This is a genomic window from Streptomyces sp. NPDC051207, assembly GCF_040682395.1.
Lineage (GTDB): Bacteria > Actinomycetota > Actinomycetes > Streptomycetales > Streptomycetaceae > Streptomyces.
This window is the reverse complement of the sequence record NZ_JBFBAX010000012.1, coordinates 177,811-194,349: the sequence shown is the minus strand read 5'-3', so window position 1 is coordinate 194,349 and position 16,539 is coordinate 177,811. Positions and strand designations below refer to the sequence as shown.

Sequence of the window (16,539 nt, the reverse complement as noted above, 5' to 3'; positions counted from 1 at the left end):
GCCTCGGCGCAGTCGCCGCCCTGGAGGAGGAACGCCTCTCCCTTGGCGACGGCCGCCATCCGGGCGCGCAGCTGATCGCACTCGCCCGCGAAGACGAGCGGCGGATACGACTCGAGGTCCGCGATCGCTGCGCGCAGAGCCTCGGCGTCGGGGTACTCGGGCTGCTGCGCCGCGGGCAGGTTTCGCCAGGTGTTGCCAGCGCTCTGGCTGGACTTAGCGTTCACGGTCACGGCCTCAACATTACGGGGTGCTGTGGCGCCTCCCGCCCGATGCCCAGGAAGTGAGACGCGACGTACAGCCCGCGGACGTGGGGTAGGGTGCGCCGTATGTTCGCGCACTCGACCCGCACCTGGTGGTGGACCGCTCCCTCGGCGGCCCACTGACTGCGCGTACGCACCGACTTCGCGAAGGCCGCCCGAGGGGCGGCCTTCGGCGTTTGCGGCCCGGGTCGTCCCTCCTTCCCAGAAGGACACGACCGTGAACCTGACCGACCTGCCGGGCGACGACCGCCCGTTCGCCCTGCTGCGCCGCCGCTCCCCCGGGCACGACCACGACGTGGTCGAGCTGCTGATCGGGCCGGTGGCGGAGTACGGCCGGCTCTCCGACCTGCCCGGCGCGTGCCTCGCCCTGGTGCCGTTCCGGCAGATCCGCGAGCGCGGCTTCGACGTGCGCGACGACGGCACACCCCTGCTGGCGCTGACGCCCGAGGAGTCCTGCGAGATCCCGCTCGCCGACGCCCTGTCCGCGCTGCCCGCCCATGACGTGCGCGTCGAGGACGGCGGGTTCGACGTGGACGACGAGGAGTACGAGCGCATCGTCCGGCGGGTGCTGGACGAGGAGATCGGGCACGGCGAGGGCGCCAACTTCGTGATCCGCAGGACCTACCGGGGGCAGATCCCGGGGTTCGGCCGGGCCGACGCGCTGGCGCTGTTCCGGCGGCTGCTCGAGGGGGAGCGGGGCGCGTACTGGACGTTCGTCGTGCACACCGGGGAGCGCACGCTGGTCGGCGCGAGCCCCGAGGTGCATGTGCGGATGTCGGGCGGGACGGTCGTGATGAACCCGATCAGCGGGACGTACCGCTACCCGGCCGAGGGGCCCACCCCGGAGCACCTGCTCGGTTTCCTCGCCGACGGCAAGGAGATCGAGGAGCTGTCGATGGTGGTCGACGAGGAACTCAAGATGATGTGCACCGTCGGCGACATGGGCGGTGTCGTCGTCGGGCCCCGGCTGAAGGAGATGGCGCACCTCGCGCACACCGAGTACGAGCTGCGCGGCCGGTCCTCGCTGGACGTGCGGGACGTGCTCAGGGAGACGATGTTCGCGGCGACCGTCACCGGGTCGCCGGTGCAGAACGCCTGCCGGGTCATCGAACGGCACGAGAAGGGCGGGCGCGGCTACTACGCGGGCGCGCTGGCCCTGATCGGCAGGGACGCGGGCGGCGCCCAGACCCTCGACTCGCCGATCCTCATCCGCACCGCCGACATCGACCCGGCCGGGCGGCTGCGGGTGCCGGTCGGCGCGACGCTCGTGCGGGGCTCCGACCCGGCGGGCGAGGTGGCGGAGACGCACGCCAAGGCGGCCGGGGTGCTGGCGGCGCTCGGCGTACGGCCGCCCCGGCCGCGCGCGGAGCGGGCCGGGGCCCTGCTGGCGGACGACCCCCGGGTGCGGGCGGCACTGGACGGGCGGCGGGCCGCGCTCGCGCCGTTCTGGCTGCGGATGCAGGACCGGTCCGACGCGCTGAGCGGGCACGCCCTGGTCGTGGACGCGGAGGACACCTTCACGGCGATGCTCGCGCACGTGCTGCGCGCGGGCGGTCTGGAGGTGACCGTCCGGCGGTACGACGAGCCGGGGCTGCGGGAGGCGGTGCTCGGGCACGCCGGGCCTGTGGTGCTGGGGCCGGGGCCCGGTGACCCGTCGGACCTCGCCGATCCCAAGATGCGGTTCCTGCGGGAGCTGACCGCCCGGTTGATGCGCGAGCACCCGCACGGGCTGCTCGGTGTCTGCCTCGGGCACGAGCTGATCGCGGCCGGGCTGGGCATGGAGATCGTCCGCAAGGAGGTGCCGTACCAGGGGGCGCAGACGCGGATCGACCTGTTCGGGCGGAGCGAGACCGTCGGCTTCTACAACAGCTTCGTGGCGTGCTGCGACGACGGGGCCGCGCGGGAGCTGGCCGCGCACGGCGTGGAGGTGAGCCGCGCCGCGAACGGCGAGGTGCACGCGCTGCGGGGACCGGGCTTCGCCGGGGTGCAGTTCCATCCGGAGTCGGTGCTGACGCTGAACGGCGCGGCGATCGTGCGGGAGCTGGTGGGCCGGCTGCGCGGCACGAGCACGTGCGCGCAGCCGGGTCCCGCCCGGTAACCGGGGGCGGGGGGCACGGTGGAGTCCACGGTCCGGTGCGCGGACTCCACCGCCGCCTCACCCGAAGAAGACACCGACCTCCGCGTAGCGGGCCGGGTCCACCTGCTTCAGGCCCGTCACCGCCTCCCGCAGGGGGACGCGCACGATGTCCGTGCCACGCAGGGCGACCATCGTGCCGAACGCGCGGTCGCGGACGCAGTCGACGGCGTGCAGCCCGAAGCGGGTGGCGAGCCAGCGGTCGAACGGGCTGGGCGAGCCGCCGCGCTGGGTGTGCCCCAGCACCGTGGTGCGGGCCTCCTTGCCGGTGCGGTGCTCGATCTCCGCGGCCAGCCACTCCCCCACGCCGGACAGCCGCACCTGCCCGCTCGCACCGCCCTTGAGGACCACGTTGCCCTCCTTCGGCACGGCACCGTCGGCGACGACCACGATCGGCGAGTACGACGCCCTGAACCGGGACGTCACCCAGCCGCACACCTGCTCCACGTCGAAGGGCTGCTCGGGGATCAGGATGACGTTCGCGCCGCCGGCCAGACCGGAGTGCACCGCGATCCAGCCGCTCTCCCCGCCCATCACCTCCACCACGAGCACCCGCTTGTGGGACTCGGCGGTGGTGTGCAGCCGGTCGATGGCCTGCGTGGCGACACCGACGGCGGTGTCGAAGCCCACCGTGTAGTCCGTGCCGGGCAGGTCGTTGTCGATCGTCTTGGGCACGCCGACGCAGGGCAGCCCGTGCTCGTCGGCGAGGCGCGCGGCCGTGGAGAGGGTGTCCCGGCCGCCGATCGTGATGAGCGCCTCGACCTCGAGCGCGGCGAGGGTGTCCTTGATGCGGCCGACCCCGTTGTCGTACCGCAGGGGGTCCGTCCGCGAGGAGCCGAGGATGGTGCCGCCGCGGGGCAGCGTGCCGCGCACGGCGGGGATGCCGAGGGGGACGGTCTCCCCCTCCAGCGGCCCGAGCCAGCCGTCCCGGAAGCCGACGAACTCGTAGCCGTACTCCTGTACGCCCTTGCGGACGACGGCCCGGACCACGGCGTTCAGCCCCGGGCAGTCACGGCCTCCGGTCAGTACTCCGACCCGCATGATGGGAATGTCCCTCCGCCGCGTTGTCCCGACGGGTCCACGCTATCGGGCGAACGGCGCTCCAGCGAGGATCACTCGTCGTCCAGGCCGCGTTCTATCGCGTAGCGGACCAGTTCCACGCGGTTGTGGAGCTGGAGCTTGCCGAGGGTGTTCTGGACGTGGTTCTGGACCGTGCGGTGCGAGATGACGAGGCGTTCGGCGATCTGCTTGTAGCTCAGGCCCTTGGCGACCAGGCGCAGCACCTCCGTCTCGCGGTCGGTCAGCCGCGGGGCGCGGGACTCCTCCGCGTCCGGGGTGGCCGGGCCCGGTTCGGAGGCCAGGCGGCGGTACTCGCCGAGGACCAGTCCGGCGAGGCCCGGCGTGAAGACGGGGTCGCCGGCGGCGGTACGGCGCACCGCGTCGAGGAGTTCCCCGGTCGACGCCGACTTCAGCAGGTAGCCGGTGGCGCCGGACTTGACGGCCTCCAGGACGTCGGCGTGCTCACCGCTCGCGGACAGCACGAGGACGCGCACCGCCGGGTTCGCGGCGACGACCTCCTTGCAGACCTGGACGCCGGGCTTGCCGGGCAGGTTCAGGTCGAGGACCAGCACGTCGGGCCCGACGGCCCTGGCGCGGCGCACCGCCTGGTCGCCGTCGCCCGCGGTGGCGACCACGTCGAAGCCGGACTCGGCGAGGTCGCGGGCGACGGCGTCGCGCCACATGGGGTGGTCGTCCACCACCATGACCTTGACCGGGGGCTGCCGTTCCGTCGTGGGTTCCGTCATGGCTTCCGTCATCGCTCGTTGCCTTTCCCCCGTGCGTGCGTCACGCGCGCCGCGTCCGCCGCGTCCTTCGGTACCTTCAGTTCGACCTCGGTGCCCTGCCCCGGGACGGAGATCAGCTCGGCGCTGCCGCCGAGGTCGCGCAGCCGGCCGCGGATCGACTGGGCCACGCCGAGCCGTCCCTCGCCCTCGGCCTGCGCGAGGCGGCCCTCGGGGATGCCGGGCCCGTCGTCCCGTACGGTCACGACGATCTCGCCGGGCTCGTCCTCCACCAGGATCCACGCGCGCGCGTGCTCCCCGGCATGCTCGCGGACGTTGTCCAGGGCGGCCCCGACGGCCGCGGCGACCTCGCGGGCGGCGCCGGGCGGGAGCAGCACCGGGGCGCCTGGCTCGGCGAGGCTGACACCGGAGCAGGCGTACGGGGCGAGCAGCGCCCGCAGGTCCACCGGGCCGTCCCCGGCGGTGTCGTCCTCCTCCACGGCCCGTACGACGGCGCCCTCGGCGGCGTCCTCCGACACCCGTGAGACGGGCACCAGGCCACCGGAGACGAGGGTGCGCAGCGCCACCTCCTGCTCGCCGGCCATGCGGCCCAGCTCGGCCGCCTCGCCGCCGATGACGGCGCCGCGCCGCTGCACCATCGCCAGCACCTGCAGGACGCTGTCGTGGATGTCGCGGGCGAGGCGCTCCCGTTCGCGGGTGGCGGCCTCGATCTCCAGGGCGCGGGCGAGGGTGCGCTCGGAGGCGCGGGCGACCTCCACGACGTAGCCGATGGCGATGGAGGCCACCCAGACGAGGATGACGTTGTGGACGGTGTCGCGGGCCGGGCTGCCGCGCTCGATCAGGTTGGCGACGGCGACGAGGGTGGAGGCGAGCGCCGCCCAGCGCCAGCCGCCCTTGAGCGCGAAGGCGAGGACGGCTCCGGCGGTCCATATCGACGGCAGCGTCGGCCCGCCCGCCTGGATCCGCTCGTGGGCGTCGGCGACCGGCGTGAGCAGGATGCCGGTGAGCGCGACGGTCAGGTCTGCGGCCAGGAACCGCCTGGTGCAGCTGTCGGCGTTGGCGATCCGGGGCAGGGTGGCCAGGGTCCACACGGCCAGGACGGCGAAGTAGGCGACGGCGACCCAGGGGCGGTCGAACTCGTCGTGGGTGGTGGCGAAGAGGCCGACCGCGTACACCAGGGCGAGCACCCGGTAGCCGGTGAGCGCGCGCCACAGCGGCTGCTCGACCGACATCCTCGTGACTCTCTCGCGTCTGGCCATGTCCCCCACCCCCGGCCCGCGGCCCCCGCCGGGGCCCGGACCGCTCCGCCCGGGCCGCGTGGCGCGGACCGGTCCGCCGTGCTCTGGTCTACTCGCCCTGCTCCTCGGCGGCCTGTTCGCGGGCCGCCCGCTCCTTCTGCGCCTGTTCCCTCTCGGCCTGCGCGAGCGCGGCCCTCGCCGCCTTCGCGGCCTCCTTCTCGGCCTTCGCCGCCTCCGCCAGCTGCCGCTTCATGGCGGTGGCGTACATGTCGACGTACTCCTGGCCGGACAGCTTCATGATCTCGTACATGACCTCGTCGGTCAGCGCGCGCAGGACGAACCGGTCGTGCTCCATGCCCTGGTAGCGGGTGAAGTCCAGCGGGCGGCCGATCCGGATGCCCGGGCGCATCAGCTTCGGGACGACCTTCCCGGGCGGCTGGATCTTCTCGGTGTCGATCATGGCGACCGGGATGACGGGCGCTCCGGTGGCGAGGGCCACGCGCGCGAGGCCGCCCGGCTTGCCGCGGTACAGCCGGCCGTCGGGTGAGCGGGTGCCCTCCGGGTAGATGCCGAACAGCTCGCCGCGCTCCAGCACTTCGATGCCGCTCCTGACCGCGGCCTCGCCCGCGCCGCGCGCGCCGGAGCGGTCCACGGGGAGCTGGCCGACGCCCTTGAAGAAGGCGGCGGTCATCCGGCCCTTCAGGCCGGGCGTGGTGAAGTACTCGGCCTTGGCGATGAAGGTGACCTTGCGGTCGAGGACCGCGGGCAGGAAGAAGGAGTCCGAGAACGACAGGTGGTTGCTCGCCAGGATGGCCGGGCCCTCGGCGGGAATGTGCTCCAGGCCCTCCACCCAGGGCCGGAAGGCAAGCTTCAGCGGCCCCCCGACGGTGACCTTCATCGCGCCGTAAATCAACCGAGTGCCTCCCCTGTCCGTCGCTCAGACCTTATCCCGCAGCACTGCCGAAGGGCTCTACGGCCCTGGTCGGTGTCAGTGCCGTCGCGTACGGTGAAGTACCCGCGAGCGATCCGCGCGAGCGGAGTCCCCGCATTCGACGTGTCAGCCTCTTCACGAACAGGAGACCGAAGGTGCCGGTCCTCCCTGGAGCCGAGCCGTTCCGCCACGAGGGCGGGGACGTCGGCGTGCTCCTCTGTCACGGCTTCACCGGTTGCCCGCAGTCGCTGCGCCCCTGGGCCGAGTACCTCGCCGAGCGCGACCTGACCGTGTCACTGCCGCTGCTGCCCGGGCACGGCACCCGCTGGGAGGACCTGCAGCTCACCGGCTGGCCCGACTGGTACGCGGAAGTCGACCGCGAGCTGCGGGCCCTGCGCGAGCGCTGCACGCGCGTGTTCGTGGCCGGCCTGTCGATGGGCGGCGCGCTGGCGCTGCGGCTGGCGGCCCGGCACGGCGCCGCGGTGGACGGCGTCGTGGTGGTCAACCCGGCGAACAAGGTGCACGGCCTGTCCGCGTACGCCCTGCCGGTGGCCCGGCACCTCGTGCGCACGACGCGGGGCATCACGAGCGACATCGCCAAGCCGGGCGCCACCGAACTGGGCTACCACCGGGTGCCGCTGCACGCGGCGCACTCGCTGCGCGCGTTCTTCCGGGTCGTGGACGGTGAGCTGCCTCAGGTCACCCAGCCGTTGCTGCTGCTGCGCAGCCCGCGGGACCATGTCGTACCGCCCGCCGACTCCGCCCGGATCCTGAGCCGGGTGTCCTCCCGGGACGTGACGGAGATCCTGCTGGAACAGAGCTACCACGTCGCGACGTTGGACCTTGACGCGGGCCGGATCTTCGAGGAGAGCCTCGCGTTCATCGCCCGGATCGCACCCGGTGTCGGCAAGGAAGGGACGGCCGTCGGTGGCTGAGCACGACTTCGACCGCGAGGACCGCGAGCCGGACGAGAAGGACGTTCCCTTCGACGAGGACGCGGCCTGGGCGGCCATCGTCGCGGGGTACGGCGACGAGCCGCCGGACCCGCCGGGCGCCAAGCCCTTCAAGTCGGTGGAGGACCTGGCGCTGCTGGAGGCCGAGACGAACACGGAGCCGGAGACGCCGAGCAAGATCCCGGCCGGTGACGACGAGGCGGAGGACGAGCGTCCCGCGTCGGCCCGCCCGGTGGGCAGTTCGGTGTCGTTCGCGCCCGGCGTCGGGCCGCGCGACTACGCGGTGGCCGAGCCGGCGGAGGAGGACTTCACGGAGGACGACGAGGGCCACTTCGTCCCGCCGGAGCCGCCGCCGCTGCCGGACGCCGACGTGACCGCGAAGTTCGCCTGGCTGGGCGTGCTCGGCGGGCCGGTGCTGCTTCTGCTGGCGGTGCTGCTCGGCTGGGACATGACGTGGTGGCTGACGACGCTCGGCATCGGCGGCTTCCTCGGCGGGTTCCTCACGCTGGTGATGCGGATGAACCCGGGCGACGAGGAGGACGAGGACCCGGGGCGGGGCGCGGTGGTCTGAGGCTGCGGAGCGCCCCGGGCCGGGTGCGTCACCTGGCGTGGGGCCGCGGGCGGGCCAAGGCCCGGGGCCGCCGGCCGGTGAGGCCGCGGGGATGTCAGCCGGCCGGCACTCTGAGGGCGGCCAGGACCGGCAGGTGGTCGGTGGCCGCCCGCAGGTCCGCGTCCCGCACGCCGGGGTGGCCGAGCGGTACGCCGCAGCCGAGCACCTCGATGCCCTTCGTCGCGAAGATGGCGTCGATGCGCTGACGCGGGTCGCCCGGCGTGGAGGTGTACTCGCCGCCCCAGGGCGCGGTGGCCCAGCAGTCCTGGAGGTCGCCGGCCAGCCGCCGGAAGGTGCGTCCGCCGGGGCGTTCGTTGAGGTCGCCGCCCGCGACCGCGTGCTCCGTGCCGAGGGCTGCCAGCCGGTCGAGGAGCATGCCGCCCTGCTCGTGGCGCTCGTCCTGCTGCAGGCTCAGATGGCAGCTCAGCACGCCGAGCCGGGCGCCGCCGAAGCGTACGACGGCGGTGGCGAAGCCGCGCCGGTGCAGCCCGGGGGTGAGGGGCAGCAGGACGTCCTCGGTGCGCTCGACGCCCGCCCGCAGGGAACACAGCAGGGCGGGCCCGGCCGCGGTGGCCCCGCCGGAGAGGACCACCAGGTCGGTCGCGCGGGCGAGACGGGCGAGCTTCTTGCGCCAGCGGAAGAAGCGCGGCGCCTCCTGGAGGAGGACCAGATCGGGGGTGCAGGCCCTGATGACACGGGCGAGCGCGCCGGTGTCGTCGCGCATCGAGCGGATGTTGTAGCCCAGGACGCGGACGACGGCGGAACCGTCGGGCTCGGTGCGGGAGTTGGGGAGCAGCTCCATGTGGATCAATGTACGCCCCACGACCGGGGGCGCGGGGTACCCGCGCGACCGCCCTTTCGGCGTGGCTGTTCGCACGGTTCCCGCGCCCCGTGAGCGCGTGCGGCACCGGTCCCCTGACGTGCACGGGCCGGGCCCTTGCCTGCTCGGATCGGGCCCTTCACATGACCGGGCCGGGCCTCCTACATGACCGGGTCGGGCTCGCGGGCCAGGTCGGCGGCGCCCACCAGACCGGCCTTGTTGCCCAGCTCGGCGGCGCGGACCTCGGCGACCGGACGCCAGTTCCCGCCGACGAGCCAGCGCTTGTACGACTTGCGGATCGGGTCCAGGACCAGCTCGCCCTCGTCGGACAGGCCGCCGCCGACGATGAAGGCGGACGGGTCGAAGAGGGAGGCGAGGTCGGCGAGGCCGGCGCCGACCCAGCGGGCCAGCTCGCGGTAGGAGTCGACGGCCACCGGGTCGCCCTGCCGGGCGGCCATGGAGATGTGCTTGCCCTCGATGCCGTCCGGGGTGCCGTCGCCCATGCCGAGCAGCACCTGCGCGTTCTCCGGTGTGGCGTTGGCGCGCTGCTTCGCGTACCGCACGAGGGCGCGGCCGGAGGCGTACTGCTCCCAGCAGCCCTGCGAGCCGCAGCCGCACAGCAGGCCGTCCGGCACCATGCGGATGTGCCCGAACTCGGCAGCCACGCCGAAGTGGCCGCGGCGCAGCTTGTTGCCGATGATGATGCCGCCGCCGAGACCGGTGCCGAGCGTGATGCAGATGACGTTGCGGTGGCCCTTGCCCGCGCCGAACTTGTACTCGCCCCACGCGGCGGCGTTCGCGTCGTTCTCCACGACCACCGGGAGGCCCACGCGGGCCTCGACCTTCTGCTTCAGCGGCTCGTTGCGCCAGTCGATGTTGGGCGCGAAGTAGACCTCGGAGCGCTGGCGGTTGACGTAGCCGGCGGCGCCGATGCCCACGCCGACGATGTCATGACCGGCGCGCGCGCCCTCCACCGCGGAGGCGATGGCGTCCACGATGCCGTCGGGCGTGCCGGGGGTCGGCACCTTGTGGGTCGAGAGGATGCTGCCTTCCTCGTCGACCACGCCGGCCGCGATCTTCGTGCCGCCGATGTCGACGCCGATGGTGAGTCCCATGAATCCCTCAGTTTCGGTCGAGCCCCGCTACGGCCAACCGTACCCGAGGGGAGGGTCACTCCACGTCGATGCGCTGTCCTGGTCCACTCCCTGGACCGTCCTCGTCGTCCGGGCCGTCCCGGTCGTCCCGCCGGTCCGGATCGGGCGGGCCGGACTCGCCGCTCGTCCAGCGCCGCTCCTGGGCCTGGACGGCGGAGCGGTAGGCGGCGAGCAGTTCGCCGCCGGCCGCGGCGAGGTGGGCGAAGACGTCCGGGTTGCGCTCGATGACGGGCTCGACGGCGGCCTTGGCCTGCTGGACGACCTGCCGTACGGCCTCCTGCGCGGCGGGTCCCGCGACCGCTCCGAGGATCGGGGCCTGGAGGTCGGACAGCTTGTCGGCGACGGCGTCGACGAGCTTGCGCAGTTCCTCGGCGGCCGAGCCGGGGGGCGGCCCGTACTGGGTGCGGCGGCGGGCCTGCTCCGCCTCCAGGTCCTCCGCGACGGCGGACGCCCAGGCGTCGGCGTCCGCCTCGGACACCCGGACCTCGTCGGCCGCCTCGGGCTCGGGGGCGTCGGGCGCCGGGCGCTCTTCGCTCATGACGGGCTCCTGACTACGGTTCGTCCCTACGACGTTACCGGAAGGCATGCCGGCGGTTCACCGGGTTCGCGGCCAGAGCCGTGGATCCGGTGCGAACCGGACGCGCAGCTCGCCGTCGCGCAGGGCGGCGCCCTCGACGGTGCAGCGGCGCAGCGCGGACGGCAGCGGCACGATGCGGCGGAACGGCCCGGCGGTGACGACGAGTTCGTCGCCGCGCCGGACGAGGTCGAGCTGGTCGCGCTCGGCGCCGGGCAGCGGGACGTGCCAGACCAGCACGCCGTCGTCCGCGATGCGGTCGGTGACGGGCCACTCGGCGGGGGACGCCTCGGCTGCGGCGCCGGGGACGGCGAGGGCCAGCAGGTCGTCGGTGCCGCGCGGGTCGCGGCCGAGGTGGGCGACGGTGCGGACGTCGTACGACTCGTGCCACTCCTCCAGCGTCTTGCGCTGCTGGGCGACGGGGCCGGCGAGCCAGGTGTCGTGGCCGGTCTCGGGCAGGACGCGGTTGGCGACGAGGAGGTCGGTGCGCAGGCCGCGCAGGGCGAGGCCGAGGCGGGCGGTGCGCAGGGCGTCGGCGCCGGCCGGGCCGGGCTCGGCGACCAGCCGTACGACGGTGTGGCGGTCGGCGAGGACGGCCTCGGCGCCGGCGAGTTCCAGGTCCCAGCGGGCGGCCGACTCGTACAGCCATTCCGCGGGCATGGGCACGCCGGCGAGCCGGCCGAGGACGGGGCGCAGGGCGCGGGCGGCCTGCCGCTCGGGCGGCAGGAGGCGGCGCAGGTAGCGGCGGAGTTCCTCGGGCAGGGCGAGCAGGGCGAGGGCCTGCGGGGCCGGGGGCAGGTCGACGACGAGGAGGTCGTGGGACTCGGACAGCGCGGCGTCGCGCAGGGCGCGCAGCAGGGCGAGTTCCTCGGCGCCGGGCAGCGGGGTGAGTTCCTCGGGGTCGAGGGGGGTGGCGCCGACGAGGTCGAGGGCGACGGAGGCGCGGTCCTGGAGGGCGGTGAGGCCGGCGCGGAAGTCGGCGGCGGGGTCGGGGCGCCAGGCGGTGAGGTTCGGGGCGACCGCCTTGGGGTCCGGGCCGGTGCTGGTGCCGAGGGCGGCGCCGAGGGTGTCGGTGCGGTCGGTGGTGAGGAGGAGGGTGCGGGTGCCCTCGCGGGCGGCGTGCAGGGCGGTGGCTGCGGCGACGGTGGTGCGGCCGGTGCCGCCCGGGCCGGTCAACAGGAGGGTGCGCATGGGGGTGACCGTAACGGACGGCGGTTTGGGGGGCGTTGTCCTGCGGGGCGGTGAGGGGGCCGAGTGGGACGGGGGCGGGAGGCGCGGTGACCGCCCGGCGGTCGCGCGGCCCGGCGCCGACGGGCCGCGCCGACCCGTGCCCCCCCGTCGCAGCCGGCCCGCTCCCCCGCCGTTACCGGCCCCCGCCCTCCGACTCCACCCTCTTCTTCAGGCCCGCCAGGGCCCGGTCGATGATGACCTTCTCCGCCTTGCGCTTGATCATGCCCAGCATGGGGATCTTGACGTCGACCGTGAGGCGGTACGTGACCTCCGTGCGGCCCGGGCCGGCCGGCCTGAGGCTGTAGACGCCGTCCAGGGAGCGCAGCATCTGGGACTTGACCAGGGTCCAGGAGACCTCGTGGTCGCCGGTCCAGGTGTACGCGAGGGTCTGGTCGTCCTTGATCGCGCCCGCGTCCATGACGAGGCGGACCTGCTCGGCGCGGCCCTGGGCGTCGGTCTTGAGGACCTCGGCCTCCTTCACCTCGCCGGTCCAGTCCGGGTAGCGCGCGAAGTCGGCGATCACTCCCATGACGTCGGCCGGTGCCGCCTCGATCGTGATGCTCGAGCTGGTGTGTTCCGCCATCGCCGTGGGTCCTCCAGATACGGGCCGGTAAGGACGTGAGTGTGTGCAGCGTGAAGGCTACCGCGCGGCGATCGTGCCCGGTTCACCCCACCTGCGCCGGTCTCACCATTCCAGCGCCCAGGGCCGGCCCGTCCCGGCGAAGTGGCCGACGTTCACGCACTCGGTCGCCCCGATCCGCATCCGCCGGGCGAGCGGCTGGTGCACGTGCCCGAAGAGGGAGTAGCGGGGCCGGGTGCGGCGTATCGCGTCCAGCAGGGCCCGGCTGCCCCGCTCGAAGCGCCGCGCCACGGTGTCGTAGACCAGTTCGGGGACCTCCGGCGGGATGTGCGTGCACAGCACGTCGACCTCGCCGACCGCCTCGATCTTCGCGGCGTACTCCTCGTCGCTGATCTCGTACGGCGTGCGCATCGGGGTGCGCAGCCCGCCGCCGACGAAGCCGAAGACCCGGCCGCCGATCTCGACGCGCTCGCCGTCCAGGACGGTGGTGCCCGGCCCGGCGTACTCCGGCCACAGGGGCGGTATGTCGACGTTGCCGTAGGTGGCGTACGTCGGTGTGGGGAACGCGGCGAACAGCTCGGCGTACTGCTTGCGCACCGCTTCCTCGATCGCGGTGGCCCGGTCCGTGCCGATGCCGGCCCACAGCCGTGCCCCGAACTCGCGCGCCTCCTCGAATCGGCGGGCGGTGCGCAGTTCCACGATGCGGTCGGCGTTCTCGACGCCGAACAGGTCGGGGAAGATGCCGCGGGAGTGGTCGGCGTAGTCGAGGAAGAGGACGAGGTCACCCAGGCAGATCAGGGCGTCGGCGCCGTCCCCGGCCCGCGCCAGGTCACGGGCGTTGCCGTGCACGTCGCTGACCACGTGTACGCGCGTCCTGTTCTCACCGGCTCGTGTGGGTGCCATGACGATCAAGGGTAGGCGCGTGCGCCACACGTGAACAGTGGCGGCCGGACCTGCGGTTACTCGCACGTCACAAAAGCCCTGGACTACTGTGCGCGAAGGAACACCGATCCGTGTGACGCAGCGAACATCTCGCCGGGCCCCCCTGTCGAAGACGCCATACCGGCGGGTAACGTCCGGGCAGTCCAGTCGTGCTCAGGCGTTCAACCAGTGGGCCCCGCCCCCCGGCCGAACCTCTGAGCACCTGCCCAGCCTTGGACCGCACCGTCGCATCGCACAACGTCGTGGCGCCGGCGCCCTATGAGGAGCAGCAGTCTTGCGCGAGTTCAGCCTTCCGGCTCTGTACGAGGTCCCTGCGGACGGAAATCTCACCGACATCGTCCGCAGAAACGCCGCACAGCATCCGGACGTCGCCGTCATCGCCCGCAAGGTGGGCGGCGCCTGGCAGGACGTGACGGCCCGGACGTTCCTCGCCGAGGTGCACGCCGCCGCCAAGGGCCTGATCGCCTCCGGCGTCCAGCCGGGCGACCGGGTGGCCCTGATGTCCCGCACCCGCTACGAGTGGACGCTGCTGGACTTCGCGATCTGGAGCGCGGGCGCGGTCACCGTGCCGGTGTACGAGACCAGCTCCCCGGAGCAGGTGCAGTGGATCCTCAGCGACTCCGGCGCCACCACCTGCGTGGTCGAGCTGGACACGCACGCCGCGGCCGTCGAGTCGGTGCGCGACCGGCTGCCCGAGCTGAAGCACGTGTGGCAGATCGAGGCGGGCGCCGTCGAGGAGCTGGGCCGGCTCGGCCAGGACGTCACGGACGCGACCGTCGAGCAGCGCAGCTCGGTGGCGCGCGCCGACGACCCGGCGACTATCGTCTACACCTCCGGCACCACCGGCCGCCCCAAGGGCTGCGTGCTGACCCACCGCAGCTTCTTCGCCGAGTGCGGCAACGTCGTCGAGCGGCTGCGCCCGCTGTTCCGCACGGGCGAGTGCTCGGTGCTGCTGTTCCTGCCGCTCGCGCACGTCTTCGGGCGGCTCGTGGAGATCGCGCCGATGCTCGCGCCGATCAAGCTGGGTTGCGTCCCCGACATCAAGAACCTCACCGAGGAGCTGGCCTCGTTCCGGCCGACGCTGATCCTCGGCGTGCCGCGGGTGTTCGAGAAGGTCTACAACGCGGCGCGCGCCAAGGCACAGGCCGACGGCAAGGGCCGCATCTTCGACAGGGCGGCGGACACGGCCATCGCGTACAGCAGGGCGCTGGACACCCCGTCCGGACCGTCCCTCGGCCTGCGGATCCGGCACAAGGTGTTCGACAAGCTGGTCTACAGCAAGCTGCGCACGGTGCTGGGCGGCCGGGGCGAGTACGCCATCTCCGGCGGCGCCCCGCTCGGTGAGCGCCTCGGGCACTTCTTCCGGGGCATCGGCTTCGCGGTGCTGGAGGGCTACGGCCTGACCGAGTCCTGCGCCGCGACCGCGTTCAACCCCTGGGACCGGCAGAAGATCGGCACGGTCGGCCAGCCGCTGCCCGGCTCGGTGGTCCGCATCGCCGACGACGGCGAGGTGCTGCTGCACGGCGAGCACCTGTTCAAGGAGTACTGGAACAACCCGGGCGCGACCGAGGAGGCCCTCGCCGACGGCTGGTTCCACACCGGCGACATCGGCACCCTCGACGAGGACGGCTATCTGCGGATCACCGGCCGCAAGAAGGAGATCCTCGTGACCGCGGGCGGCAAGAACGTCGCCCCGGCCGTGATCGAGGACCGCATCCGGGCGCACGCGCTGGTCGCCGAGTGCATGGTGGTGGGCGACGGGCGGCCCTTCGTGGGCGCGCTGATCACCATCGACGAGGAGTTCCTGGGCCGCTGGGCCGCCGAGCACGGAAAGCCCGCCGGCGTCACGGCGGCGCAGCTGCGCGACGACCCGGACCTGAACGCCGCGATCCAGTCCGCGATCGACGACGGCAACGCGGCGGTGTCGCAGGCGGAGTCGGTGCGCAAGTTCCGCATTCTCGCCTCGCAGTTCACGGAGGAGTCGGGGCATGTGACTCCGTCGCTGAAGCTGAAGCGGAATGTCGTGGCGAAGGATTACGCGGACGAGATCGAGGCGATCTACGCGAAGTAGGACGGCGCCTTCCGGGGTGCCCCCTTCGCCGCTGGCGGCTCTCCGTCGTTCGTGGTCGAGCGCGCGGTTCCCCGCGCCCCTTCGGGGCGCTTCTACAGCAGTGCTGTGAGGTTTTCCGCCAGTTGGTCCCAGCGCCATTTCTCCTCGATCCAGGCGCGGCCCCGCTCCCCCATCCGGCGGCGCAGTTCCGCGTCGCCGAGGAGGGTGACGATGCGTTCGGCGGCCTGGTCGGCGGAGCCGCCGCGCACCACCCAGCCGGTCTCGCCGTCGAGCACCGCGTCGGGCGCGCCGCCCGAGTCACCCGCGACGACGGGCAGGCCGGTCGCGGAGGCCTCCAGGTAGACGATGCCGAGCCCTTCGACGTCGAGCCCGCCGCGGCGCGTCCGGCACGGCATGGCGAACACGTCGCCCGCGCCGTAGTGGGCGGGCAGCTCGGACCAGGGCACGGAGCCCGTGAAGCGCACGGAGTCCGCGACGCCGGTCTCGTGGGCGAGGCGGCGCAGGTCCTTTTCGTAGGGTCCGCCGCCGACGATCAGCAGCACGGCGTCGGGTTCTGCGGCCAGGATCCTCGGCATCGCCAGGATCAGCGTGTCCTGTCCCTTGCGCGGCACGAGCCGGGAGACGCAGACGACGACGGGCCGGTCGGTCAGCCCGAGCCGGGCCCGGACCTCCTCGCCGCCGGAGCCGGGGTGGAAGGTCTTCTCGTCGACGCCGGGCGGCAGCTGCCGCATCCGGGCCGCCGCCACGGGGGTCAGCGCGCCGGCGATCCGCGCGCGCGTGTACTCGCCCAGGTAGGTGAGCGTGTCGGTGCCCTCACCGATGCGGCGCAGCAACTGCCGGGCGGCGGGCAGCTGGGCCCAGCCCGCCTCGTGGCCGTGGGTGGTGGCGACGATCCGCTCGGCGCCCGCCTTCCGCAGCGCCGGTGCCATCAGCCCGAGCGGTGCCGCCGCCCCGAACCACACCGAGGTGCAGCCGTGCTCGCGCAGCAGCCCGACGGCCCGCCGGGTGACCGCCGGCGTCGGCAGCAGCATCGTCGTACGGTCGCGCACGACGGTGAAGGGCTGCTCGGCGTCGAAGGCGGCGGTGGCCCGGTGGCCCTCGGCGCCGCGCTTCCAGGTGGAGGCGTAGACGACGAGCCGGTCCGGGTCGAGGCGCAGCGCCATGTTGTGCAGGAACGCCTGGATGCCGCCGGGCCGGGGCGGGAAGTCGTTGGTCACGATCAGGGTCTTGTGCATCGCCG

General features: G+C 73.6%; 17 protein-coding genes. 5 read left to right on the top strand and 12 right to left on the bottom strand.

Annotated elements, in window-relative coordinates:
* Positions 1-230 (bottom strand): 3-deoxy-7-phosphoheptulonate synthase (locus tag AB0M97_RS15175; RefSeq protein WP_365961299.1); only part of this gene is annotated, 230 nt, incomplete at its 3' end.
* 96 nt (positions 231-326) lie between these two features.
* Here AB0M97_RS15175 and AB0M97_RS15170 point away from each other — a divergent pair.
* Positions 327-383, top strand: a complete 57-nt coding sequence (locus AB0M97_RS15170; protein WP_121888102.1) for a trp operon leader peptide — start codon at positions 327-329, stop codon at positions 381-383.
* 94 nt (positions 384-477) lie between these two features.
* On the top strand, positions 478-2,358 hold the full coding sequence (locus tag AB0M97_RS15165) for an anthranilate synthase family protein (RefSeq protein ID WP_365961298.1): 1,881 nt from the start codon (positions 478-480) through the stop codon (positions 2,356-2,358).
* A 57-nt stretch (positions 2,359-2,415) separates the two neighbouring features.
* Here the strand turns inward: AB0M97_RS15165 and AB0M97_RS15160 are convergent, their stop codons facing one another.
* From AB0M97_RS15160 to AB0M97_RS15145, 4 genes are all read right to left on the bottom strand, one after another.
* Positions 2,416-3,435, bottom strand: a complete 1,020-nt coding sequence (locus AB0M97_RS15160) for a 6-phosphofructokinase (protein WP_365961297.1) — start codon at positions 3,433-3,435, stop codon at positions 2,416-2,418.
* Positions 3,436-3,506: 71 nt separating this feature from the next.
* Positions 3,507-4,199 (bottom strand): response regulator transcription factor, encoded by a 693-nt coding sequence (locus tag AB0M97_RS15155; RefSeq protein WP_365961296.1) that lies wholly within the window; start codon positions 4,197-4,199, stop codon positions 3,507-3,509.
* 8 nt (positions 4,200-4,207) lie between these two features.
* On the bottom strand, positions 4,208-5,455 hold the full coding sequence (locus tag AB0M97_RS15150) for a DUF5931 domain-containing protein (protein WP_365961295.1): 1,248 nt from the start codon (positions 5,453-5,455) through the stop codon (positions 4,208-4,210).
* Positions 5,456-5,543: 88 nt separating this feature from the next.
* A complete protein-coding gene (locus AB0M97_RS15145) occupies positions 5,544-6,332 on the bottom strand; it encodes a lysophospholipid acyltransferase family protein (RefSeq protein WP_365961310.1) in 789 nt (262 codons plus the stop codon).
* A 188-nt stretch (positions 6,333-6,520) separates the two neighbouring features.
* Here AB0M97_RS15145 and AB0M97_RS15140 point away from each other — a divergent pair, with 188 nt between their 5' ends.
* A complete protein-coding gene (locus AB0M97_RS15140) occupies positions 6,521-7,300 on the top strand; it encodes an alpha/beta fold hydrolase (protein ID WP_365961294.1) in 780 nt (259 codons plus the stop codon).
* Positions 7,293-7,889, top strand: a complete 597-nt coding sequence (locus AB0M97_RS15135) for a hypothetical protein (RefSeq protein ID WP_365961293.1) — start codon at positions 7,293-7,295, stop codon at positions 7,887-7,889. Before AB0M97_RS15140 ends, AB0M97_RS15135 begins: the two co-directional genes overlap by 8 nt.
* A 94-nt stretch (positions 7,890-7,983) precedes the next feature.
* Here the strand turns inward: AB0M97_RS15135 and AB0M97_RS15130 are convergent, their stop codons facing one another.
* The 6 genes from AB0M97_RS15130 to AB0M97_RS15105 all read right to left on the bottom strand — a co-directional run bounded on the left by AB0M97_RS15130 (position 7,984) and on the right by AB0M97_RS15105 (position 13,189).
* On the bottom strand, positions 7,984-8,730 hold the full coding sequence (locus tag AB0M97_RS15130; RefSeq protein ID WP_365961292.1) for an endonuclease/exonuclease/phosphatase family protein: 747 nt from the start codon (positions 8,728-8,730) through the stop codon (positions 7,984-7,986).
* A 179-nt stretch (positions 8,731-8,909) separates the two neighbouring features.
* The gene (locus AB0M97_RS15125) at positions 8,910-9,863 is read right to left on the bottom strand and encodes an ROK family glucokinase (protein WP_365961291.1); all 954 of its coding nucleotides are present in this window, start codon (positions 9,861-9,863) and stop codon (positions 8,910-8,912) included.
* Positions 9,864-9,918: 55 nt separating this feature from the next.
* The gene (locus AB0M97_RS15120; protein WP_365961290.1) at positions 9,919-10,440 is read right to left on the bottom strand and encodes a DUF5304 domain-containing protein; all 522 of its coding nucleotides are present in this window, start codon (positions 10,438-10,440) and stop codon (positions 9,919-9,921) included.
* A 57-nt stretch (positions 10,441-10,497) separates the two neighbouring features.
* Positions 10,498-11,667 carry an ArsA-related P-loop ATPase gene (locus tag AB0M97_RS15115; protein ID WP_365961289.1) on the bottom strand — a complete coding sequence of 390 codons (1,170 nt, stop codon included), beginning with the start codon at positions 11,665-11,667 and terminating at the stop codon, positions 10,498-10,500.
* Between the two features lie 172 nt (positions 11,668-11,839).
* Positions 11,840-12,289 (bottom strand): SRPBCC family protein, encoded by a 450-nt coding sequence (locus AB0M97_RS15110; protein WP_365961288.1) that lies wholly within the window; start codon positions 12,287-12,289, stop codon positions 11,840-11,842.
* Between the two features lie 102 nt (positions 12,290-12,391).
* On the bottom strand, positions 12,392-13,189 hold the full coding sequence (locus tag AB0M97_RS15105) for a metallophosphoesterase (protein ID WP_365961287.1): 798 nt from the start codon (positions 13,187-13,189) through the stop codon (positions 12,392-12,394).
* A 313-nt stretch (positions 13,190-13,502) separates the two neighbouring features.
* Between AB0M97_RS15105 and AB0M97_RS15100 the strand changes: the two genes are divergently transcribed.
* Entirely contained in the window at positions 13,503-15,299 is a 1,797-nt protein-coding gene (locus AB0M97_RS15100) for an AMP-binding protein (protein WP_365961286.1), read from the top strand.
* A 92-nt stretch (positions 15,300-15,391) separates the two neighbouring features.
* Here AB0M97_RS15100 and AB0M97_RS15095 read toward each other — a convergent pair whose 3' ends face one another.
* Positions 15,392-16,534 (bottom strand): glycosyltransferase family 4 protein, encoded by a 1,143-nt coding sequence (locus AB0M97_RS15095; RefSeq protein ID WP_365961285.1) that lies wholly within the window; start codon positions 16,532-16,534, stop codon positions 15,392-15,394.
* Between the last annotated feature and the right edge of the window lie 5 nt (positions 16,535-16,539).